Raw genomic sequence first — 17,646 nt, forward strand, 5'->3', positions numbered from 1 at the left:
GCTAGGTTTTCCTTAGTCTAACATATTCACATTATGTCCATAAAGCAACTGTTGCAAGTGCGACTAAAGTACCGATCGTAGCACCTGCGAGCACATCTGAGGGATAGTGTAATCCCAGGTAAATTCGTGAAAATCCGACAATTAATGCAACAGGGAGTAACAACAGCAACAGGAACGGCTCCATCGTCATAAAAGGGACCGTAACTGAGAATACGGCAGTAGTATGCCCTGAAGGAAACGAATGGTCCGTCAGGGGGTTGCGGAACGTAATCGTATCCGGTAGAGCCAGGTAAGGCCGAATGCGCGGATACAGTTTTTTGGCGATTGCTACGGGAATGTGGCTAACCGCTAGAGCAATACATGCCTGAAGTCCTGTTGTGCTCCAAGGAGCAGGAGCAAGCAGCCAAATTAGTAAGGATACTGCAATAGAAGAAGTTGCTCCGCCCAGATGGGTGAAATAATACAGCCAAAAGTTCATAAATCGATTATGAAGTCGACCATTAATCCACATAAATACATTTCGATCATACTCTTGAAACTTTACGAATAAACGGCTCATATTGGCCTCCTGCCAGTCAGGCCCCATGTTGGCGGCAGTATTTCCGGTAAATTGCTGTGTCCGGTTTCGTCCTGATTAGTATATAACCGTTTTTTCGTGAACTTGAGGTTATTTCAGGTATATGTTTATCATATTTTTAAATGTTGTCCTTTTCAAGAAGAACACATGTGAATAAGGTAAAATTCATGTTAAAGAGTGGATATACACCCAACTTAACTTTTTGACTCGGACGATCTAAAAAAGATACAATGATTCAACATGGCTGAAATGCGGTTAAAAAAATGTGAGTTTAAGACTGAACTTTTTGAGGTCTGTTTACGTTATTTGATATAGAGCCTCTGTCGATATGTATCAGCCTGATGAAAAAAGCAGGGACTTTAGAAATAAAAATCAAGTAAACGGCTGAAAATAAGATATAACAGGCATGAATGCGAGGTTGGAGTATCACGAGGTGCCTATTCAGCGTTTAAAGTTCACATTTCTGCTTCAGGAAGTGGAATTGCGGTTTTGACAAATGGCTGAAAAGAATACAAAATCGATAAAGCAGCCAACTGGCATCAACCATGCTTGAAACATTGTCTGAAATATTTGCGTAGTAAACAAAAGAACAGGGTCATATTCTGCGCATCACAAAAAAAATAAAAAGTGCAGAATCCAGGAAGAGAAACATTTTAAAGTAATCTGGTTTTGAAAAAAAGGGGGTAACAGAGAACGATGTTGGACGCTATATTCGTCACGATGCAGGTCATTCTGGCACTGCTAGCCGTGTACCAATTCACGTTTTCGCTGTTCGGTCTGATTAAGAAAAAGAAAAAGAAACATTATCCGGCGACAAAATCTTTCGCTGTACTCGTCGCAGCACACAATGAGGAACAAGTTATTGGTGCTTTGATGGAGAACTTGAAACAACTGGATTACCCAGAAGATCTGTACGATGTGTTTGTCATTTGTGACAACTGTACGGATGGAACGGCTCAAATTGTAAGACAGCATGGATTGAATGCTTGTGTACGTACGAATGCTGATCTCAGAGGTAAAGGGTATGCCATTGAATGGATGCTTAAATACCTGTGGAAATTGCCACGCCAGTATGACGCAGTTGTCATGTTTGACGCGGATAACTTGGTTGACCGTAACTTCTTGCTCGAGATGAATGACAACTTGTGCAATGGTTCGCGTGTAATTCAAGGATACATCGATACGAAAAATCCAGAGGATTCATGGATCACTGCAGCTTATGGCGTATCTTACTGGTACATCAACCGTCTGTGGCAGTTGTCCCGTCATAATTTGAATATGGCGAATTTCCTCGGAGGTACTGGAATGTGCTTCGAGACCAACCTGCTGAAGGAAATTGGTTGGGGCGCTACAAGTCTGGTTGAGGATTTGGAGTTTACGATGCGCAGTGTTCAGCGTAATGTATATCCTGTCTTTAACTATGATGCCAAAGTATTTGATGAGAAGCCGTTAACCTTTAAAGCTTCAGCAAGACAACGTCTTCGCTGGATGCAAGGTCACTTTACAGTTGCGCGTAGATATTTTTTCCCGCTGCTGTGGCAAAGTATCAAGGAAAGAAGCTTGGTGAAATTTGACCTTGCTGTGTATGGAGCAAACGTGTACGTTGTTTTGCTTACGTTCCTGATGACAGCTGTCCTGTGGGTGGATACAGCGATATTCAGTGGTCCACATATCGCAAACATATACGGATATTTCCCGCTTTGGGTAGGATTCGTAGCGATTGGTCTGAATGTCCTGACATTCTTGTTGTCCATGGCGTTGGAAAAGGTTACTTTTGCCAAAGTGTATCTGTACCTGATCTTGTTCCCGATTTACCTTCTTTCATGGTACCCAATTACGTTCTACGCGTTCTTTACGCAGAACAACAAACAATGGAGCCATACCCAACATACACGTGTTGTACGTTTGGATGAGGTACAGAGTAAGCAGGGATAATGACAGGTCGCCTTGGATGAAAGCATGTCTGTAAAAAAATATTGTAGAGACGTTGACAATAGTTTTACAGGATGTTATAGTATTCAAGTGCGTTAAATGAATAGCTATGGAATCACAAGTAGAAGTCCGACTTCTCACCTGATCAACAAATATGTTGGCTGGTCAACGATCCCAATGATTTATGAAGTGTTTACTCATGAAGAATTGTGTTGATTACAGGGATGTCGGTAGCTTAACCGGCATCCCTTTTATTTTTGTGTAACAGGATATTCAAAATGACCTGGAGGTGGACGGTTATTAGTAAAGATCACATGATTAATGATGAGATTCGGGCGAAGGAAGTACGCCTTGTCGGAGCTGAAGGAGAACAAATTGGGATCACGCCGATTCGGGAAGCACTGCAAATGGCGATTGACCTGAACTTGGACCTGGTCAATGTGGCACCACAGGCTAAACCGCCGGTATGCCGCATCATGGACTATGGCAAATTCCGCTATGAGCAACAAAAGAAAGACAAAGAAGCCCGTAAGAACCAGAAAATTGTTGACATTAAAGAAGTATGGTTCCGTTCCAATATTGAGGAGCATGATTATCAAACGAAGCTTCGTAATGTAGTTAAGTTCTTGAAAGAAGGCGACAAGGTAAAATGTTCCGTTCGTTACCGCGGACGTGAAATTGCGCATGCCGCCATTGGTCAACGGATTTTGGAACGCGTTAAGGTGGAGGTTGCAGAACTTTGCACCATCGAACGTCAACCAAAATTGGAAGGCCGCAGTATGATCATGATTCTGGCTCCTAAAGCCTGATAACATTGGAGGAGGAAACACAAAATGCCTAAAATGAAAACACACAGCAGTTTGAAAGGACGCTTCAAAATTACCGGTTCCGGTAAAGTCCTGCGTTACAAAGCTCACAAAAACCACTTGCTTTCCCACAAATCAAAACGTGCTAAGCGCGTTCTGAACGGCAACCCAGTTATGGCTGCCGGGGACGTAAGACGTTTGAAACAAGGTTTGGCTAACTTGAAAGGCTAATTCTAATTAGTACATTCCGTATGGGGGATCGGCTACGGCCGTACACATACCACGGATACATTTATATTTATTTGGGAGGTTCTTTAATATGGCAAGAGTAAAAGGCGGTTTTGTAGTACGTCGTCGTCATAAAAAGGTTTTGAAACTGGCAAGAGGTTATTTCGGTTCCAAACACCGTATTTTTAAAACAGCTAACGAGCAAGTAATGAAATCCCTGGTATACGCATACCGTGACCGTCGCAACACAAAACGTAACTTCCGCAGACTGTGGATCGTTCGTATCAATGCTGCAGCACGTATGAATGGTTTGTCTTACAACAAACTGATCCATGGATTGAAACTTGCTGGAGTAGACATGAACCGCAAAATGTTGGCTGATCTGGCCGTTAACGACATCAATGCGTTCAACTCTTTGGCTACTGTAGCTAAAGGCAAAATCAACGCTTAAAATTTTTATGCAAGCCGCCGTACCTATGGCGGCTTTTTTTACGGCTTGAAGATTGATTTGCTCCAAAGAGCAGGGTCGTGTGTAACGAATATGCTGCAGCCTGTAAGGGAACAATGAAAGCATATAACGGGTGAATAACAGGCTGTGATAATACATAAAATACGAACGGTGAAATAATACAAACGAAAACAGGTGAATTCCACATCTTTCTAGGAAGAGTGATATGTATTTGTTATATAACATCACATCGTTGTAACGTTAGTGTGTTAAATCGTTAAATTATTAAGCGCTTTCAATAAAAAAAGAGCAAAAATAAGTGAGATTTGGTGATGAAACATCTGGATTTTACCACGGGTTGAATGTATAATCACCTCTAGTAGGCTAGTCCTAAAATTTTCTCTTCAAGTCATAATGTTCGGTTTTTCGACAGGTGACACAAACTTTAAGGGGTAAGAATGCGCTTTTAATGTCGAAGAAACCATACATTCTGCATAAAAGCCATATTATCGATCTGTTGATCCGTTCCATTTTGGCCTGGACAGGAATTAGGTATATATCATTAAGGGGGAACAAGAGAAATGAAGAAGATGCTCAGCTTGTCTTTGGTCATGTTGCTGGCAGTATCGGTTATGCTCGCAGGTTGCGGTAGCAAACCGAAAGAGGAAACAAATGCCGGAGGAACTACAGGTGGCGAAAACACTGAAGCTAAATCCGATTTGAAAATCGGTATGGTTACTGACGTAGGTGGAGTTAACGACAAATCGTTTAACCAATCCGCTTGGGAAGCTCTGCAAGCAACTGAAACTGAAACAGGTGTAGCTGTTAAATACCTGCAAAGTAAATCCGATGAAGAGTACATTCCAAACCTGAACGAGTTCGTTAAAGGTGGATATGATCTGACTTGGGGTATCGGTTTCCAATTGGCTGATGCGATCAAGACTGTAGCTGAACAAAATCCTGAATCCAAACTCGCGATCATCGACAGTGTTGTTGATGCTCCTAACGTTAAATCGGTAACATTTGCTGAAGAAGAAGGTTCTTACTTGGTAGGTGTTGTAGCTGGTCTGACAACTAAATCGAACAAAATTGGTTTTGTTGGCGGTATGGAAAGCCCACTGATCAAAAAGTTTGAAGTAGGTTTCAGAGAAGGCGTTAAAGCTGTTAATCCTAATGCTGAATTCATTCCGAACTACACAGGTGCATTTGATAAGCCTGACCTTGGTAAAGCAGCAGCAGCTACACTTTACAACAAAGGCGTAGATATCATTTTCCACGCTTCCGGTGCTACTGGTAATGGTGTGTTCAACGAAGCAATCGCTCGTAAGAAACAAGGTCAAGACGTTTGGGTTATCGGTGTAGATAAAGACCAATCCCTGGAGTTTGGTGATGAAGTAACACTGACTTCCATGATCAAAAAAGTTGACGAAGCTGTTAAGCGCGTAAACCAAGAAATCATCGATGGTACATTCAAAGGCGGAGCTGAGAACCTGACTTTGAAAGAAAACGGTGTAGGTGTCGCTGATACTTCTACGAAAAATGTTTCTGCTGATGTACTTGCCAAAGTGGACGAGTACAAAGAAAAAATCATCAACGGCGAAATCAAAGTTCCTACAGAGTAATCTGATTCTGCTATAAAATGAATAATCATCGAGGCCGGTCTTGACCGGCCTTATGATTGTCAAAGTAGGAAAATTTGCTCAGATCATCATAACAATTGTACAAGCTATGTATTATGTGATTGGGGATTAGCCCAAGGCAAAAGCAAGAAGACTTCGTATCAACGCTCCGGTAGGAGCTTTTCTTAAGATTATCGATGATCCTAAGAAAAAGTACCGCTAAAATGCGGTCATCTTCCTTGAATAAACGTCGTTAGACGTTTTTCTTACGTTTGCGGAACCACACTATATCAGGTATAAGGGTGATTACATGGGTGCAGCAACCCCCGTCGTTGAGTTGAAACAAATCACGAAGCGTTTCCCAGGCATTGTTGCCAACGACGCCATCAGCCTTCAGCTTCGTAAAGGCGAGATCCATGCTCTACTGGGCGAAAACGGCGCTGGTAAATCAACGTTGATGAATATTGTCTTTGGTCTCTATCAGCCGGATGAAGGTTCCATTGAAGTGAATGGCAAGCCTGTCATCATCGACAGCCCTAACAAAGCAATCGATCTTGGCATCGGCATGGTGCATCAGCACTTTAAGCTTGTACAGCCGTTCACGGTAACAGAGAACATTATTTTGGGATCTGAACCAAGGAAAGGTCTCAACATTAATTATAAAAAAGCTGCTGCTGAAGTGCAGCGTCTGTCTGAACAGTATGGACTCAAAGTGAATCCGCATGCCAAAATTCATGACATTTCCGTCGGAATGCAGCAACGTGTTGAAATCGTAAAAACGTTGTATCGTGGTGCAGACATTCTTATTTTTGACGAGCCTACTGCTGTATTAACACCTCAGGAAATCAAAGAACTGATGGTAATCATGAAAAAATTGGTGGCCGAAGGCAAGTCCATTATTCTGATTACACACAAACTGAAAGAAATCATGGAAATCTCCGATACGGTGACGATTATTCGTCGTGGTAAAGTGATTGATTCAGTTATAACATCAGAAACGAATCCGAATGAGTTGGCAGAAAAAATGGTTGGCCGCAATGTCACTTTTAAAGTGGACAAAAAGCCAGCTACTCCAGGAAACAATGTGCTTGAAGTTAGCAAATTGACCGCCAAGAATAAAGAAGGTATCTCGGTACTGAACGAACTCAACCTGAATGTACGTGCAGGAGAGATTGTAGGAATCGCAGGTGTTGATGGTAATGGACAGAGCGAACTGATTGAGGCTCTTACCGGACTGCGTAAAGTAGATAGCGGCTCGATTCGCCTCGAGGGTAAAGAACTGTCTAATCATTCTCCGCGCCATATTTCGGAGTCAGGTGTAGCTCATATTCCGGAAGACCGGCACAAACATGGACTTGTACTAGATTTTTCGGTGAGTGAAAATATTGTCCTGGAATCATATTATAAAGCTCCTTATACACGTAAAGGATTCCTTAACTTCGATGCGATCAAGAAGCAAGCGAAGCGTCTTGTCGAGGCATTTGATGTGCGTACACCAAGCATTGAAACGAAGGCCCGCTCCTTATCGGGAGGGAACCAACAGAAAGCCATAATCGCACGTGAGGTTGATAAGAACCCTGAACTGCTTATTGCTGCTCAGCCAACTCGTGGTCTGGACGTAGGTGCTATTGAGTTTGTTCAAAAACAATTGATTGCACAACGTGATCAGGGCAAAGCGGTATTGCTGATCTCATTCGAGCTGGATGAAATTATCAACGTATCCGACCGAATTGCTGTCATCTACGAAGGACAGATTGTGGGCGAGGTGCTGCCGGAAGAAACCAATGACAGGGAGCTCGGCTTGATGATGGCGGGCAGCACCCAAAAGAGAGGTACTGTGCATGAATAACGTATTAAAATGGTTTACCCGTGATTCATTTATATTACCTATTGTAGCCATCATTATGGGTCTGATCCTCGGTGGTATTGTCATGCTGATCGGCGGATACAATCCGATTGAAGCGTACAGTGCATTGTTTACGAAGGTTTTCGGAGACATGTACAACTTTGGTGAAGCAGTCCGAGAAATGACACCGCTGATTATGACAGGACTTGCATTTGCATTTGCGTCACGTGCAGGACTGTTTAATATCGGGGGAGAAGGACAATTTCTCGTTGGTATGACTGCGGCGACTTTTGTAGGTGTGAAGTTTGCAGGTCTGCCAATCTACATTCATGCTCCACTGGCATTGATTGCTGGTGCAGTATTTGGTGGACTGTGGGCAGCTATTGCTGGTTACCTGAAAGCAGCGCGTGGGGTAAACGAAGTTATCAGTAGTATCATGCTGAACTGGATTGGTCTGTATCTGGCCAACCTAATCGTGCGCCAATTCCTGCTGTTAAAAGGTGAAAATCGTTCGGTGGATATCAGTGATACCGCATCGATTAGTCTGACATGGCTTTCTGAGCTGATGGGCAACTCTCGTGTTCACATGGGAACATTGATAGCTCTTGTTATGGCTGTACTCTTTTATATCTACATGTGGAAAACCAAACAAGGGTACGAGATTCGTGCTGTAGGATATAATCCGAATGCGGCAGAGTATGCGGGTATGCATGTCAATCGCAATATCGTTAAAGCTATGTTTATCAGTGGTATGCTTGCAGGTCTTGGCGGTGCATTCCAGGTTCTTGGTGTGTTCCAATACCAGACCGTTATGTCTGGCTCGCCAGGAACAGGTTTTGATGGCATCGCGGTTGCACTGATTGGTTTGAATCATCCGTTTGGTGTGTTGCTGGGTGCGTTGTTATTCGGTACGCTCACTTATGGATCTGCGGGAATGAGCTTTGCTGCGGATGTACCGCCCGAGATTATTCGGATTGTTATCGGTTCGATTATCTTCTTCATTGCGGCACAAGGCATCGTGCGCTGGGTACTTAAACCGTTCTATTCCAAGCGCAAGAAAGAGAAGGTGTTGTAGATGGACTTGTTGACAATTGGGCAAATTATCAATACGACGCTTGTCTTTGCCACGGCATTGATTTTTGCATCCCTGGGCGGGATATTCTCGGAAAAATCCGGTGTGACCAACCTTGGACTTGAAGGTTTCATGGTGTTTGGTGCGTTTGCTGCAGGGATTGCTGCGCATTATGCACAAGAAGCTGGCATGGGTGGAACAACGTCTGCCTGGATGGGGATTTTGTTCGCGGTTGTGCTGGGTGTAGTGGTTTCACTGATCCACGCGGTTGCCTCCATTACGTTTAAGGCTGACCAAATTATTAGTGGTATCGTTATTAACTTTCTAGCAGCAGGAAGCACACTCTATCTGGTAAAGCTGCTGTTTGAAGGATCAGGCGATTCACCATTGGTACAAGGATTCAGCAAGTTTGATGTGCCGCTGTTAAAAGATATTCCTTTGCTTGGGGAAGCTTTCTTCAAGAATGTGTATCCGACAACATATCTGGCTGTTTTGTTCGTCTTTCTGACGTATTACATTATGTACAAAACCCCATTCGGTCTTCGTCTTCGCTCGGTTGGTGAACATCCAAGTGCTGCGGATACCGTAGGTGTTAAAGTGCGTCGTTATCGTTACGTTGCGGTAATGATCAGTGGTGCGCTGGCTGCTATTGGTGGAGCTGCTATCACGCTGACTACGACAGGCACATTCTCTCATAATACCGTTTCCGGCCAAGGTTACATTGCGATTGCAGCAATGATCTTTGGTAAGTGGAATCCGATTGGTGCCTTTGGGGCGGCTGTGTTCTTTGGTTTCTCGCAAGCTATCCGGAACTATGTACAGTTGTTCGAATGGTCTCAAAGTATTCCCCAGGAAATTATTTATATGCTGCCTTACCTACTCACCATCATCGTACTCGTTGCGGCTGTTGGACGCTCTTCTGCTCCGTCCGCACTCGGGGAACCGTATGATCCCGGGAAAAGGTAACGACAGAATTATGATTTCCCACATAATGCTTTACTTGAAAAGGTTCGCCTCGTGCGAACCTTTTTTTTGTTTCACAAAGAAAAATATCAGATTACTAGTTTTTAAACTGTTATAGAGAAAGGCACCCATATTTTCATTTAGGGACAAAGAAACAGGCGAAGCCGGCTCTGGACGAATACACTGTTTTGAACGATCCGAGGAGGAGGGGAAAGTATGAAACAACATGTTACGCGTGATGCAGCGATGAAATTAATAGGCAAAAATATTGTCGCGATCAAAAAAGACGGTACTCGGGTAACCGGAAGACTGTTGAAAGTATCGGGTAATAAATTGGTGCTGAAACGTCACGTTGGCAAAAAAGTACACACTAAAGCTATTTTGCCATTGGTATTATTTGATTTACTCGCCATCGCTACGCTTCCTTATGCTTACGGCCCTGGCCCTGGATTCGGTTTTGGTCCAGGTGGTGGTCCTGGATATGGCCCAGGGCCAAAACCAGGACCGGGGTATGGACCGGGATTTGGTGGTGGATATGGCCCAGGCCCAGGATATGGACCCTATGGACCACGGCCACCGGGCTTTTTCTAAACAGTTTTATAATGTTTTTTCTAACTCGTAACAGCGGCTTAACATAATGTATCGAATGGTGCTATATCCATTTTTTTGGTAAAATCGAAGACCCTTGGTATTGCCTTCGTCCACCATCACTTTGGATCTTTTGCAACCACGAGATGCCGCAAAATTTTCCGCTTTGAGCAGCAAGGTCTGACCGTATTTCTTTCGCTGTTCTTTTGTGGCAACAGCCATCATATCCACATACAGCAGTTCACCGTGCATGAGAAAATGGATGAATGCGACGGCTTCGTTGTCAGGATTCGATGAGACAACAAAGGTCATGCCCCTGTTCATTCGCAGGGGTATTTCTTTGCGTATTTTATTGATTTCACTTTCACTCATATGAGATAGAGGAACAAGTTGAGAGTCAATCAGCCTCATTATGGCGACATCATCCAGCTTGGATTTACGTTGCCGAATCACCATCGGAAGCCTCCTTTCAGGACCAGTCGTGCTGCTCGTATATCCTATGCCTGAGGCAAGTTGAAAGGTGACTGAATGAAGCGTTGGGATTGGGGTAACGTTAAAGATGGAGAGTGAAGGATTAAGGACGTTCTGAATTTTTATACAAAAGGGGTATTGACTTATCGGTTGGAGGAATCATATAATGTTCCTAACATTTAACGAGAATATTTCATCGGCTATGAAGAGGACGAAGTTTTAAGGGCTCTTTTGCTCAGAGAGTGGCTGGAATTGCTGAAACCACCACCATTACCCCTTATATACGAGCTCACCTCGGAGCTGTTTTCCTGAAAAGCATTGGATGTCACTCCATTGGGTTATTAGGGAAAATCGTATGTCTGCGTTACAGACAACAGGTATGGAGAACGGGTATATCCGTTTGATCTATCGTTTTTTGTACCTGGTAAGGTCCGTTATTGCGAAATTTCGGACAAAGTTGGGTGGTACCACGGAAGCAACAACCTTTCGTCCCTCGCAAGCATAAACTTGTTTGCAGGGATGGAAGGTTTTTTTTGTAACTTTAAATGTCAGAATGATGTAAATTCCGAGAGGAGGATGACTGATGGGAGCTCAAATTCCAGAAGTACGATCGACAGATGAATTACGTGAAAAATGGATGAAGCCGGAGGTCATTAGCGGTTCCGAAATTCTGCTGAGAAGCTTGTTGCTGGAAGGTGTAGAGTGTGTTTTTGGTTACCCGGGCGGCGCAGTGTTGTACATTTACGATGCGATGTATGGTTTCGAGGATTTCAAGCACGTGTTAACTCGTCACGAACAAGGCGCCATTCATGCAGCTGACGGATATGCACGGGCGAGCGGAAAAGTGGGTGTCTGTATCGCTACCTCCGGACCTGGAGCAACGAATCTAGTTACGGGTATTGCAACAGCGTATATGGATTCCGTACCACTCGTAGTCATTACGGGGAATGTAATTTCCAGCCTGATCGGCTCAGATGCTTTCCAGGAAGCGGACATTACCGGAATCACAATGCCAATCACCAAACACAGTTACCTGGTAAAAGACGTAGAAGATCTGCCACGTGTCATTCATGAGGCGTTCCATATTGCGAATACTGGTCGTAAAGGTCCCGTATTGATCGACATTCCGAAGGATGTATCGGCAAACAAAACGTTGTTTGAACCCGTGACTGAACCTGTTATATTGAGAGGGTACAACCCACGGACAGTACCGAACAAACTTCAGGTTGATCGTCTGGCTCAGGCGATTCAGGAAGCTGAACGTCCGATGATTCTGGCAGGCGGCGGTGTAGTTTACTCTGGTGGACACGAAGCGCTGTTCGAATTTGTCGAGAAGACAGGCATTCCAATCACGACAACACTTCTCGGACTTGGAGCATTCCCAAGTGGTCACGAATTATGGACCGGGATGCCGGGTATGCACGGAACATACACTTCCAATCAGGCGATACAAAAATCGGATTTGCTGATTAACATCGGAGCACGCTTTGATGACAGGGTAACAGGCAAGCTGGACGGATTCGCTCCACATGCCAAAATTGTACACATTGATATTGATCCGGCTGAAATTGGCAAAAACATCGCAACCGATATTCCAATCGTTGGTGATGTGAAAACGGTTCTCGAAATAGCGAACAAAGAGGTTCAACGTGCTGAACGTGCGGATGCTTGGAGAGATCAGATCAAACAATGGAAACAAGAGAAACCTTACAGCTATACAGATTCAGATGAAGTATTAAAACCGCAGTGGGTTGTAGAAATGCTGAATGATACAACCAAAGGCGAAGCAATCGTGACTACGGACGTTGGACAGCATCAAATGTGGGCTGCTCAGTATTACAAATTCAACCAACCACGTTCATGGGTAACCTCTGGTGGACTGGGAACGATGGGTTTTGGATTCCCTTCTGCAATCGGTGCTCAAATGGCCAACCCGGACAGACTCGTTATTTCCATCAACGGTGACGGCGGAATGCAGATGTGTTCTCAAGAACTCGCAATCTGTGCCATTAACAATATCCCGGTGAAAATTGTTATTATCAACAATCAGGTCCTTGGAATGGTACGTCAGTGGCAAGAGATTATCTATGAGAACCGGTACAGTCATATCGATCTGGCAGGCAGCCCTGATTTTGTAAAACTTGCTGAAGCTTATGGCGTAAAAGGATTGCGTGCAACCAACAAGGAAGAAGCCGAGCGTGCTTGGCAAGAAGCCCTGGATACACCAGGACCGGTCGTTGTTGAATTCGTAGTACGCAAGGAAGAAAATGTATATCCAATGGTTCCGCAAGGAGCGACAATCGATCAAATGCTGATGGGGGATGCTGAGGAATGATAAGACATACGATTTCGATATTGGTCAACGATCAGCCTGGCGTCCTGCAGCGGGTATCGGGGTTGTTCGGTCGACGGGGATTCAACATTGAGAGTATCACGGTAGGTCAATCCGAGGAACCGGGTTTGTCCCGGATGGTCATTGTGACGATTGGTGATGACAAAACGCTGGAACAGATTGAAAAGCAACTGTACAAAATCATTGATGTCATCAAAGTAGTTGATTTTAGTCTGAAGCCGATGGTTGCCCGTGAACTTGCATTGATCAAGGTCAAAGCAGAGCCATCCGAGCGTCCAGAAATTCTGGGTGTGGTGGAGACATTCCGCGCATCTGTTGTAGATGTTGGTCCAGGCAGCCTGATTGTACAGGTGGTTGGGGATACAGATAAAATTGATGCGATGATTGAATTGCTTAAGCCATACGGCATTCGCGAACTGTCACGTACAGGCGTAACTGCATTGGTACGAGGCAACGTTTAAACAGTCATATTGAAATAAAAGCTTGGTCTGATGCTTATCAACGGAACGACAAAGGTGTGTTAGCAGCATTAAGCTGAGAAATATCGTTAATCTTAGATAGGGTGCCAGTCCCGCATAAGTTGCAATTTAACATTTTAGTGATGTAACGCTTGACAATATAGCCACACACCCGCATTAACGGGCGTGTGTCTGAACGGATCGGATCAGACCAGAGACGCTAAAGCAGGAAAAGCGTGCCGGTCCCTTGAGACACCCGCTCATTAATGAAGGGTTCTTTACAATACAAAGGAGGACTTATAAACATGCCAGTAACTACTTATTATGAACAGGATGCAGAGCTTAGCGTATTGAAAGGAAAAACGATTGCGGTCATCGGTTACGGTAGCCAGGGCCATGCCCAAGCTCAAAACCTGCGTGACAGTGGATTGAACGTAGTCATCGGACTTCGTGAAGGTAAATCTTTTGACACTGCAAAAAATGACGGATTTGAAGTTCTGTCCCCGGCTGAAGCTACTAGCCGCGCAGACGTAGTTCAAATTTTGCTGCCTGACGAAACACAAGCTTCTGTATACAAAAACGAAATCGAACCAAACCTGAAAAAGGGCGCTGCATTGCTCTTCTCCCACGGTTTCAACGTTCATTTCGGTCAAATCGTTGCTCCAAAAGACAGCGATGTATTGCTGGTAGCTCCTAAGTCCCCTGGCCACATGGTACGTCGTACCTACGTGGAAGGATTCGGTGTACCGGGCCTGATCGCAATTGAGCAAGATGCAACAGGTAAAGCAAAAGATATCGGTTTGGCTTATGCTAAAGGTATCGGTTGCACGCGTGCAGGGGTTATCGAAACTTCCTTCCGTGAAGAAACAGAAACAGACCTGTTCGGTGAGCAAGCTGTTCTGTGTGGCGGTGTAAGCGCCCTGGTAAAAGCTGGATTCGAAACATTGACAGAAGCGGGTTACGCTCCTGAAATGGCATATTTCGAGTGTCTGCACGAATTGAAATTGATCGTTGACCTGATGTATGAAGGTGGACTTGCAAGCATGCGTGATTCCATCAGTAACACAGCTGAGTACGGTGACTATGTAACTGGACCTCGCGTGGTAACTGAAGATACGAAGAAAGCAATGAAAGAAGTCCTGACAGATATCCAACAAGGTAAATTTGCACGTGACTTCATCCTGGAAAACCAATCCGGCCGTGCATTCCTGACAGCAACTCGTCGCAACGAAGCTGAACACCCAATCGAAGTGGTTGGCGGACAATTGCGTGAGATGATGCACTGGATCAAGAAGTAAGCATTCATTTTAAGTATTCTAGTAAACTTACAGCTTTAACCGGGAATAGCGGCCGTGCATATGCGTGTGCCGCTATTACTGGTTTAGAGGAACATAAAATACAAGTCTAGGAGGTGCGAGGCGTGCGTAAAATCTATGTATTTGACACAACGCTGCGTGATGGAGAACAATCCCCGGGGGTCAATCTGAATACTCGTGAAAAGGTGGAAATTGCGCACCAGCTCGAGCGGCTTGGTATTGACCGGATGGAAGCCGGTTTCCCCGCGGCCTCTCCAGGCGATTTGGCGGCAGTTAATGCAGTAGCTAAAGCGGTCAAAAACGTTACCGTCATTGGCTTGTCCCGCTCCAGAGAGCAGGATATTGATGCGGTAAAAGAAGCGTTGAAGGGCGCTCAAGACCCGTGTATCCATATCTTTTTGGCAACTTCACCTATTCACCGTCAGCATAAATTGCGCATGGACAGAGCCCAGGTTCTCGATACAGCTCGTTCCGCAATTCGTTATGCGAAGAAAACTTTTTCGAAGCTTGAATTCTCGTTGGAGGACGCAGGTCGTACCGAGTATGATTTCCTCGTTGAGATGGTAAATATGGCTGTGGAAGAAGGCGCAGCTGTTGTAAACATTCCGGATACGGTGGGCTATCTGAGCCCATATGAATACGGTAATATTTTTAAACATCTCAAGGAGAACGTACACAACATTGATAAAGTGCAGCTGAGTGCACACTGTCATAATGATCTGGGGATGGCAACTGCCAACACGCTTGCAGCCATTCTGAATGGAGCCGATCAAATTGAGGGCACCATTAACGGCATTGGTGAACGTGCAGGTAATACCGCGATTGAAGAGATTGCTATGGCACTGGAGACACGTCAGGAATTTTTCCAGGCGAAAACTTCGTTGCAACTTTCTGAAATTGCTCGGACCAGTCGTCTGGTGAGTCGTTTGACGGGGATGGTTGTACCTGGCAATAAAGCGATTGTTGGTGCGAATGCGTTTGCACACGAATCCGGAATTCACCAAGATGGCATGCTGAAGGAGAAAACAACGTACGAAATTATGACACCAGAGACCATCGGTCTGAAGGAAAGTAAGCTCGTACTGGGTAAACACTCGGGACGTCATGCCTTCCGTGAGCGCTTGATTGAGCTCGGTTATGAACTGGAAGATGAAGCCTTGAACCGTGCTTTTGCCCAATTCAAAGATCTGGCTGATAAGAAAAAAGAAGTGACAGATGAGGATTTGCTGGCGGTCATCGAAGAGAAATTGCAGGATGCACCTGAGGTGTTTAAACTGGAATCCATCTTTGTAACGTATGGTGATGAATCCACTCCAACGGCTAAAGTTCGTATTGCTACACTTGATGGTGATACGGTGGAACAACAAGCAGAAGGAAATGGATCGGTAGATGCCATCTATAATGCGATTGACCAAGTGAGCGGAGAAGAAGTAACGTTATCCGACTACTCGATCAAATCGGTTACACATGGTAAGGATGCATTGGGTGAGGTACACGTCGTACTTACTCAAAACCAAATATCTGTACAAGGACGTGGTGTAAGCACCGATATTCTGGGTGCCAGTGCACGTGCTTATGTCGATGGATTGAACAAGTTGATTGAAAAACGCAAGACTTATACGAATCGCGTTAATGTGAACCTGTAACACATCATTTGCAGCAAGCAAAGCTCTTCATTGGACTGGAATTCGTCTGGCTGGAGAAGCTGAGATGGAGTTCCCAGCCCTAAGTATTGTAGTTCAGTGAGGTACATAAAAAGTCTGACCCTCAACATTTGAAGGTCAGACTTTTTTGTTGTTACGTTACGTATAGGATAATTGCATTATTATTTAGAGCATTTTTATCGAAATGACGTACTCAGTTAAGCCGATATGCTCTTACCAAGCATAAGCGTTCGGAGCATGTCCTCCCGGACCTGGGAAGATTTCATCCAAACGTTTGAGGACAGCTTCATCCAAAGTAACATCCAAACATTTGAGCGCAGTTTCAAACTGCTCTAGTGTACGCGGACCAATAATGGGTGCGGTAACTGCCGGATTGGCAGCAACCCAAGCCAAAGCTATGGTATCCTGTGGTTCGCCGAGTTCGCGGCAAAGTGCTGCGAATTGTTCTAATTGAGTTTGATGGGACTCAATCCGTTCAGCAATGCCACCACTGCGTGTACCTTCCAGCTTCTGGAGCGCATTGCGTCCAAGTAACCCACCGTCAAGCGGACTCCATGGAATAACGCCAAGGCCCAGTTCTTTCGCTGCGGGCAGCACTTCGAGCTCAGGCAAACGGCAGTTAAGACTGTATTTATGCTGCTCGGATACAAGACCGAGGAAATGGCGATTTTTGGCTTCACTTTGGGCAACGGCAATCTGCCAGCCAGCAAAGTTACTTGAACCTACATAACCAATTTTGCCTTGATGAACAGCGTTCTCAAACGCGCCCCAAAGCTCGTCCCATGAGATGGCGGGATCAACGTGGTGCATCTGGTACAGTTCAACATGATCAGTTTGCAGGCGGCGGAGGGAACCCTCCAGATGTCGTCTGATTTTGTATGCGGAGAGACCTGCATCATTGTTTGGACCGTCCGTATCATCATGCATGGAGCCATAAACTTTGGTTGCAAGAACGACTTTTTCTCGTCTGCCGCCGCCTTGTTTAAACCATCGTCCAATGATCTCCTCGGTGAGACCTGAATTTTCGCCCCAGCCGTAAATGTTAGCGGTATCAAAAAAGTTCACACCGGCATCGAGTGCCGCATCCATGATGCGGAATGCCTCTTTTTCGTCTGTCGCAGGACCAAAGTTCATCGTGCCGAGACAGATCCGGCTGACTTTAAGACCTGATTTTCCCAAGTACGTGTATTGCATGATTGCAATCCCTCCTGAGTTACCTGAATTTGTCTTCAGGCTTTATTTTAACTCAGTCAGAGGTACAGAACAACCAATCTTAAACCGCTTATAGGTAAAAACTATTAAAGT

At 44.8% G+C, this 17,646-nt stretch carries 16 protein-coding genes; 13 read left to right on the forward strand and 3 right to left on the reverse strand.

Annotation, left to right across the window (positions count from 1 at the left end):
* Positions 1–31 precede the first annotated feature (31 nt).
* On the reverse strand, positions 32–559 hold the full coding sequence (locus HP548_RS32020) for a phosphatase PAP2 family protein (protein ID WP_063564190.1): 528 nt from the start codon (positions 557–559) through the stop codon (positions 32–34).
* Between the two features lie 714 nt (positions 560–1,273).
* Here HP548_RS32020 and HP548_RS32025 point away from each other — a divergent pair.
* The 9 genes from HP548_RS32025 (at position 1,274) to HP548_RS32065 (ending at position 10,082) form a co-directional block, all read left to right on the forward strand.
* Positions 1,274–2,512, forward strand: coding sequence for a glycosyltransferase family 2 protein (locus HP548_RS32025; RefSeq protein WP_175383936.1), 1,239 nt, complete (start codon positions 1,274–1,276; stop codon positions 2,510–2,512).
* A 311-nt stretch (positions 2,513–2,823) separates the two neighbouring features.
* Complete coding sequence (gene infC, locus HP548_RS32030) at positions 2,824–3,318, forward strand: translation initiation factor IF-3 (protein ID WP_024628309.1); 495 nt, start codon at positions 2,824–2,826, stop codon at positions 3,316–3,318.
* A gap of 24 nt (positions 3,319–3,342) precedes the next feature.
* Positions 3,343–3,546 (forward strand): 50S ribosomal protein L35, encoded by a 204-nt coding sequence (gene rpmI, locus HP548_RS32035; RefSeq protein ID WP_017689665.1) that lies wholly within the window; start codon positions 3,343–3,345, stop codon positions 3,544–3,546.
* 88 nt (positions 3,547–3,634) lie between these two features.
* Positions 3,635–3,994, forward strand: a complete 360-nt coding sequence (rplT, locus tag HP548_RS32040) for a 50S ribosomal protein L20 (RefSeq protein ID WP_017689664.1) — start codon at positions 3,635–3,637, stop codon at positions 3,992–3,994.
* A gap of 578 nt (positions 3,995–4,572) precedes the next feature.
* On the forward strand, positions 4,573–5,613 hold the full coding sequence (locus HP548_RS32045) for a BMP family lipoprotein (RefSeq protein WP_076289936.1): 1,041 nt from the start codon (positions 4,573–4,575) through the stop codon (positions 5,611–5,613).
* Between the two features lie 307 nt (positions 5,614–5,920).
* Entirely contained in the window at positions 5,921–7,459 is a 1,539-nt protein-coding gene (locus HP548_RS32050) for an ABC transporter ATP-binding protein (RefSeq protein ID WP_064639494.1), read from the forward strand.
* Complete coding sequence (locus tag HP548_RS32055; protein ID WP_076289935.1) at positions 7,452–8,531, forward strand: ABC transporter permease; 1,080 nt, start codon at positions 7,452–7,454, stop codon at positions 8,529–8,531. The genes HP548_RS32050 and HP548_RS32055 overlap by 8 nt, the downstream gene beginning before the upstream one ends.
* Positions 8,532–9,494, forward strand: coding sequence for an ABC transporter permease (locus HP548_RS32060; RefSeq protein ID WP_076289934.1), 963 nt, complete (start codon positions 8,532–8,534; stop codon positions 9,492–9,494).
* Positions 9,495–9,707: 213 nt separating this feature from the next.
* A complete protein-coding gene (locus HP548_RS32065) occupies positions 9,708–10,082 on the forward strand; it encodes a hypothetical protein (protein WP_175383937.1) in 375 nt (124 codons plus the stop codon).
* Between the two features lie 6 nt (positions 10,083–10,088).
* Here HP548_RS32065 and HP548_RS32070 read toward each other — a convergent pair whose 3' ends face one another.
* Positions 10,089–10,532 (reverse strand): GNAT family N-acetyltransferase, encoded by a 444-nt coding sequence (locus tag HP548_RS32070; protein WP_076290142.1) that lies wholly within the window; start codon positions 10,530–10,532, stop codon positions 10,089–10,091.
* Between the two features lie 601 nt (positions 10,533–11,133).
* Here HP548_RS32070 and ilvB point away from each other — a divergent pair.
* The 4 genes from ilvB to HP548_RS32090 all read left to right on the forward strand — a co-directional run bounded on the left by ilvB (position 11,134) and on the right by HP548_RS32090 (position 16,323).
* Positions 11,134–12,885, forward strand: a complete 1,752-nt coding sequence (gene ilvB, locus HP548_RS32075; protein ID WP_076289932.1) for a biosynthetic-type acetolactate synthase large subunit — start codon at positions 11,134–11,136, stop codon at positions 12,883–12,885.
* Positions 12,882–13,364: an acetolactate synthase small subunit gene (gene ilvN / locus HP548_RS32080; protein WP_076289931.1), complete on the forward strand. Its 483-nt coding sequence runs from the start codon at positions 12,882–12,884 to the stop codon at positions 13,362–13,364. The genes ilvB and ilvN overlap by 4 nt, the downstream gene beginning before the upstream one ends.
* A gap of 302 nt (positions 13,365–13,666) precedes the next feature.
* Entirely contained in the window at positions 13,667–14,659 is a 993-nt protein-coding gene (ilvC, locus tag HP548_RS32085; protein WP_024628318.1) for a ketol-acid reductoisomerase, read from the forward strand.
* A 122-nt stretch (positions 14,660–14,781) separates the two neighbouring features.
* Positions 14,782–16,323 carry a 2-isopropylmalate synthase gene (locus HP548_RS32090; protein ID WP_064639488.1) on the forward strand — a complete coding sequence of 514 codons (1,542 nt, stop codon included), beginning with the start codon at positions 14,782–14,784 and terminating at the stop codon, positions 16,321–16,323.
* 231 nt (positions 16,324–16,554) lie between these two features.
* Here the strand turns inward: HP548_RS32090 and HP548_RS32095 are convergent, their stop codons facing one another.
* Complete coding sequence (locus HP548_RS32095; RefSeq protein WP_076289930.1) at positions 16,555–17,535, reverse strand: aldo/keto reductase; 981 nt, start codon at positions 17,533–17,535, stop codon at positions 16,555–16,557.
* Between the last annotated feature and the right edge of the window lie 111 nt (positions 17,536–17,646).

The organism is Paenibacillus taichungensis, assembly GCF_013359905.1.
In the GTDB taxonomy this organism is placed as follows: Bacteria; Bacillota; Bacilli; order Paenibacillales; family Paenibacillaceae; genus Paenibacillus; species Paenibacillus taichungensis.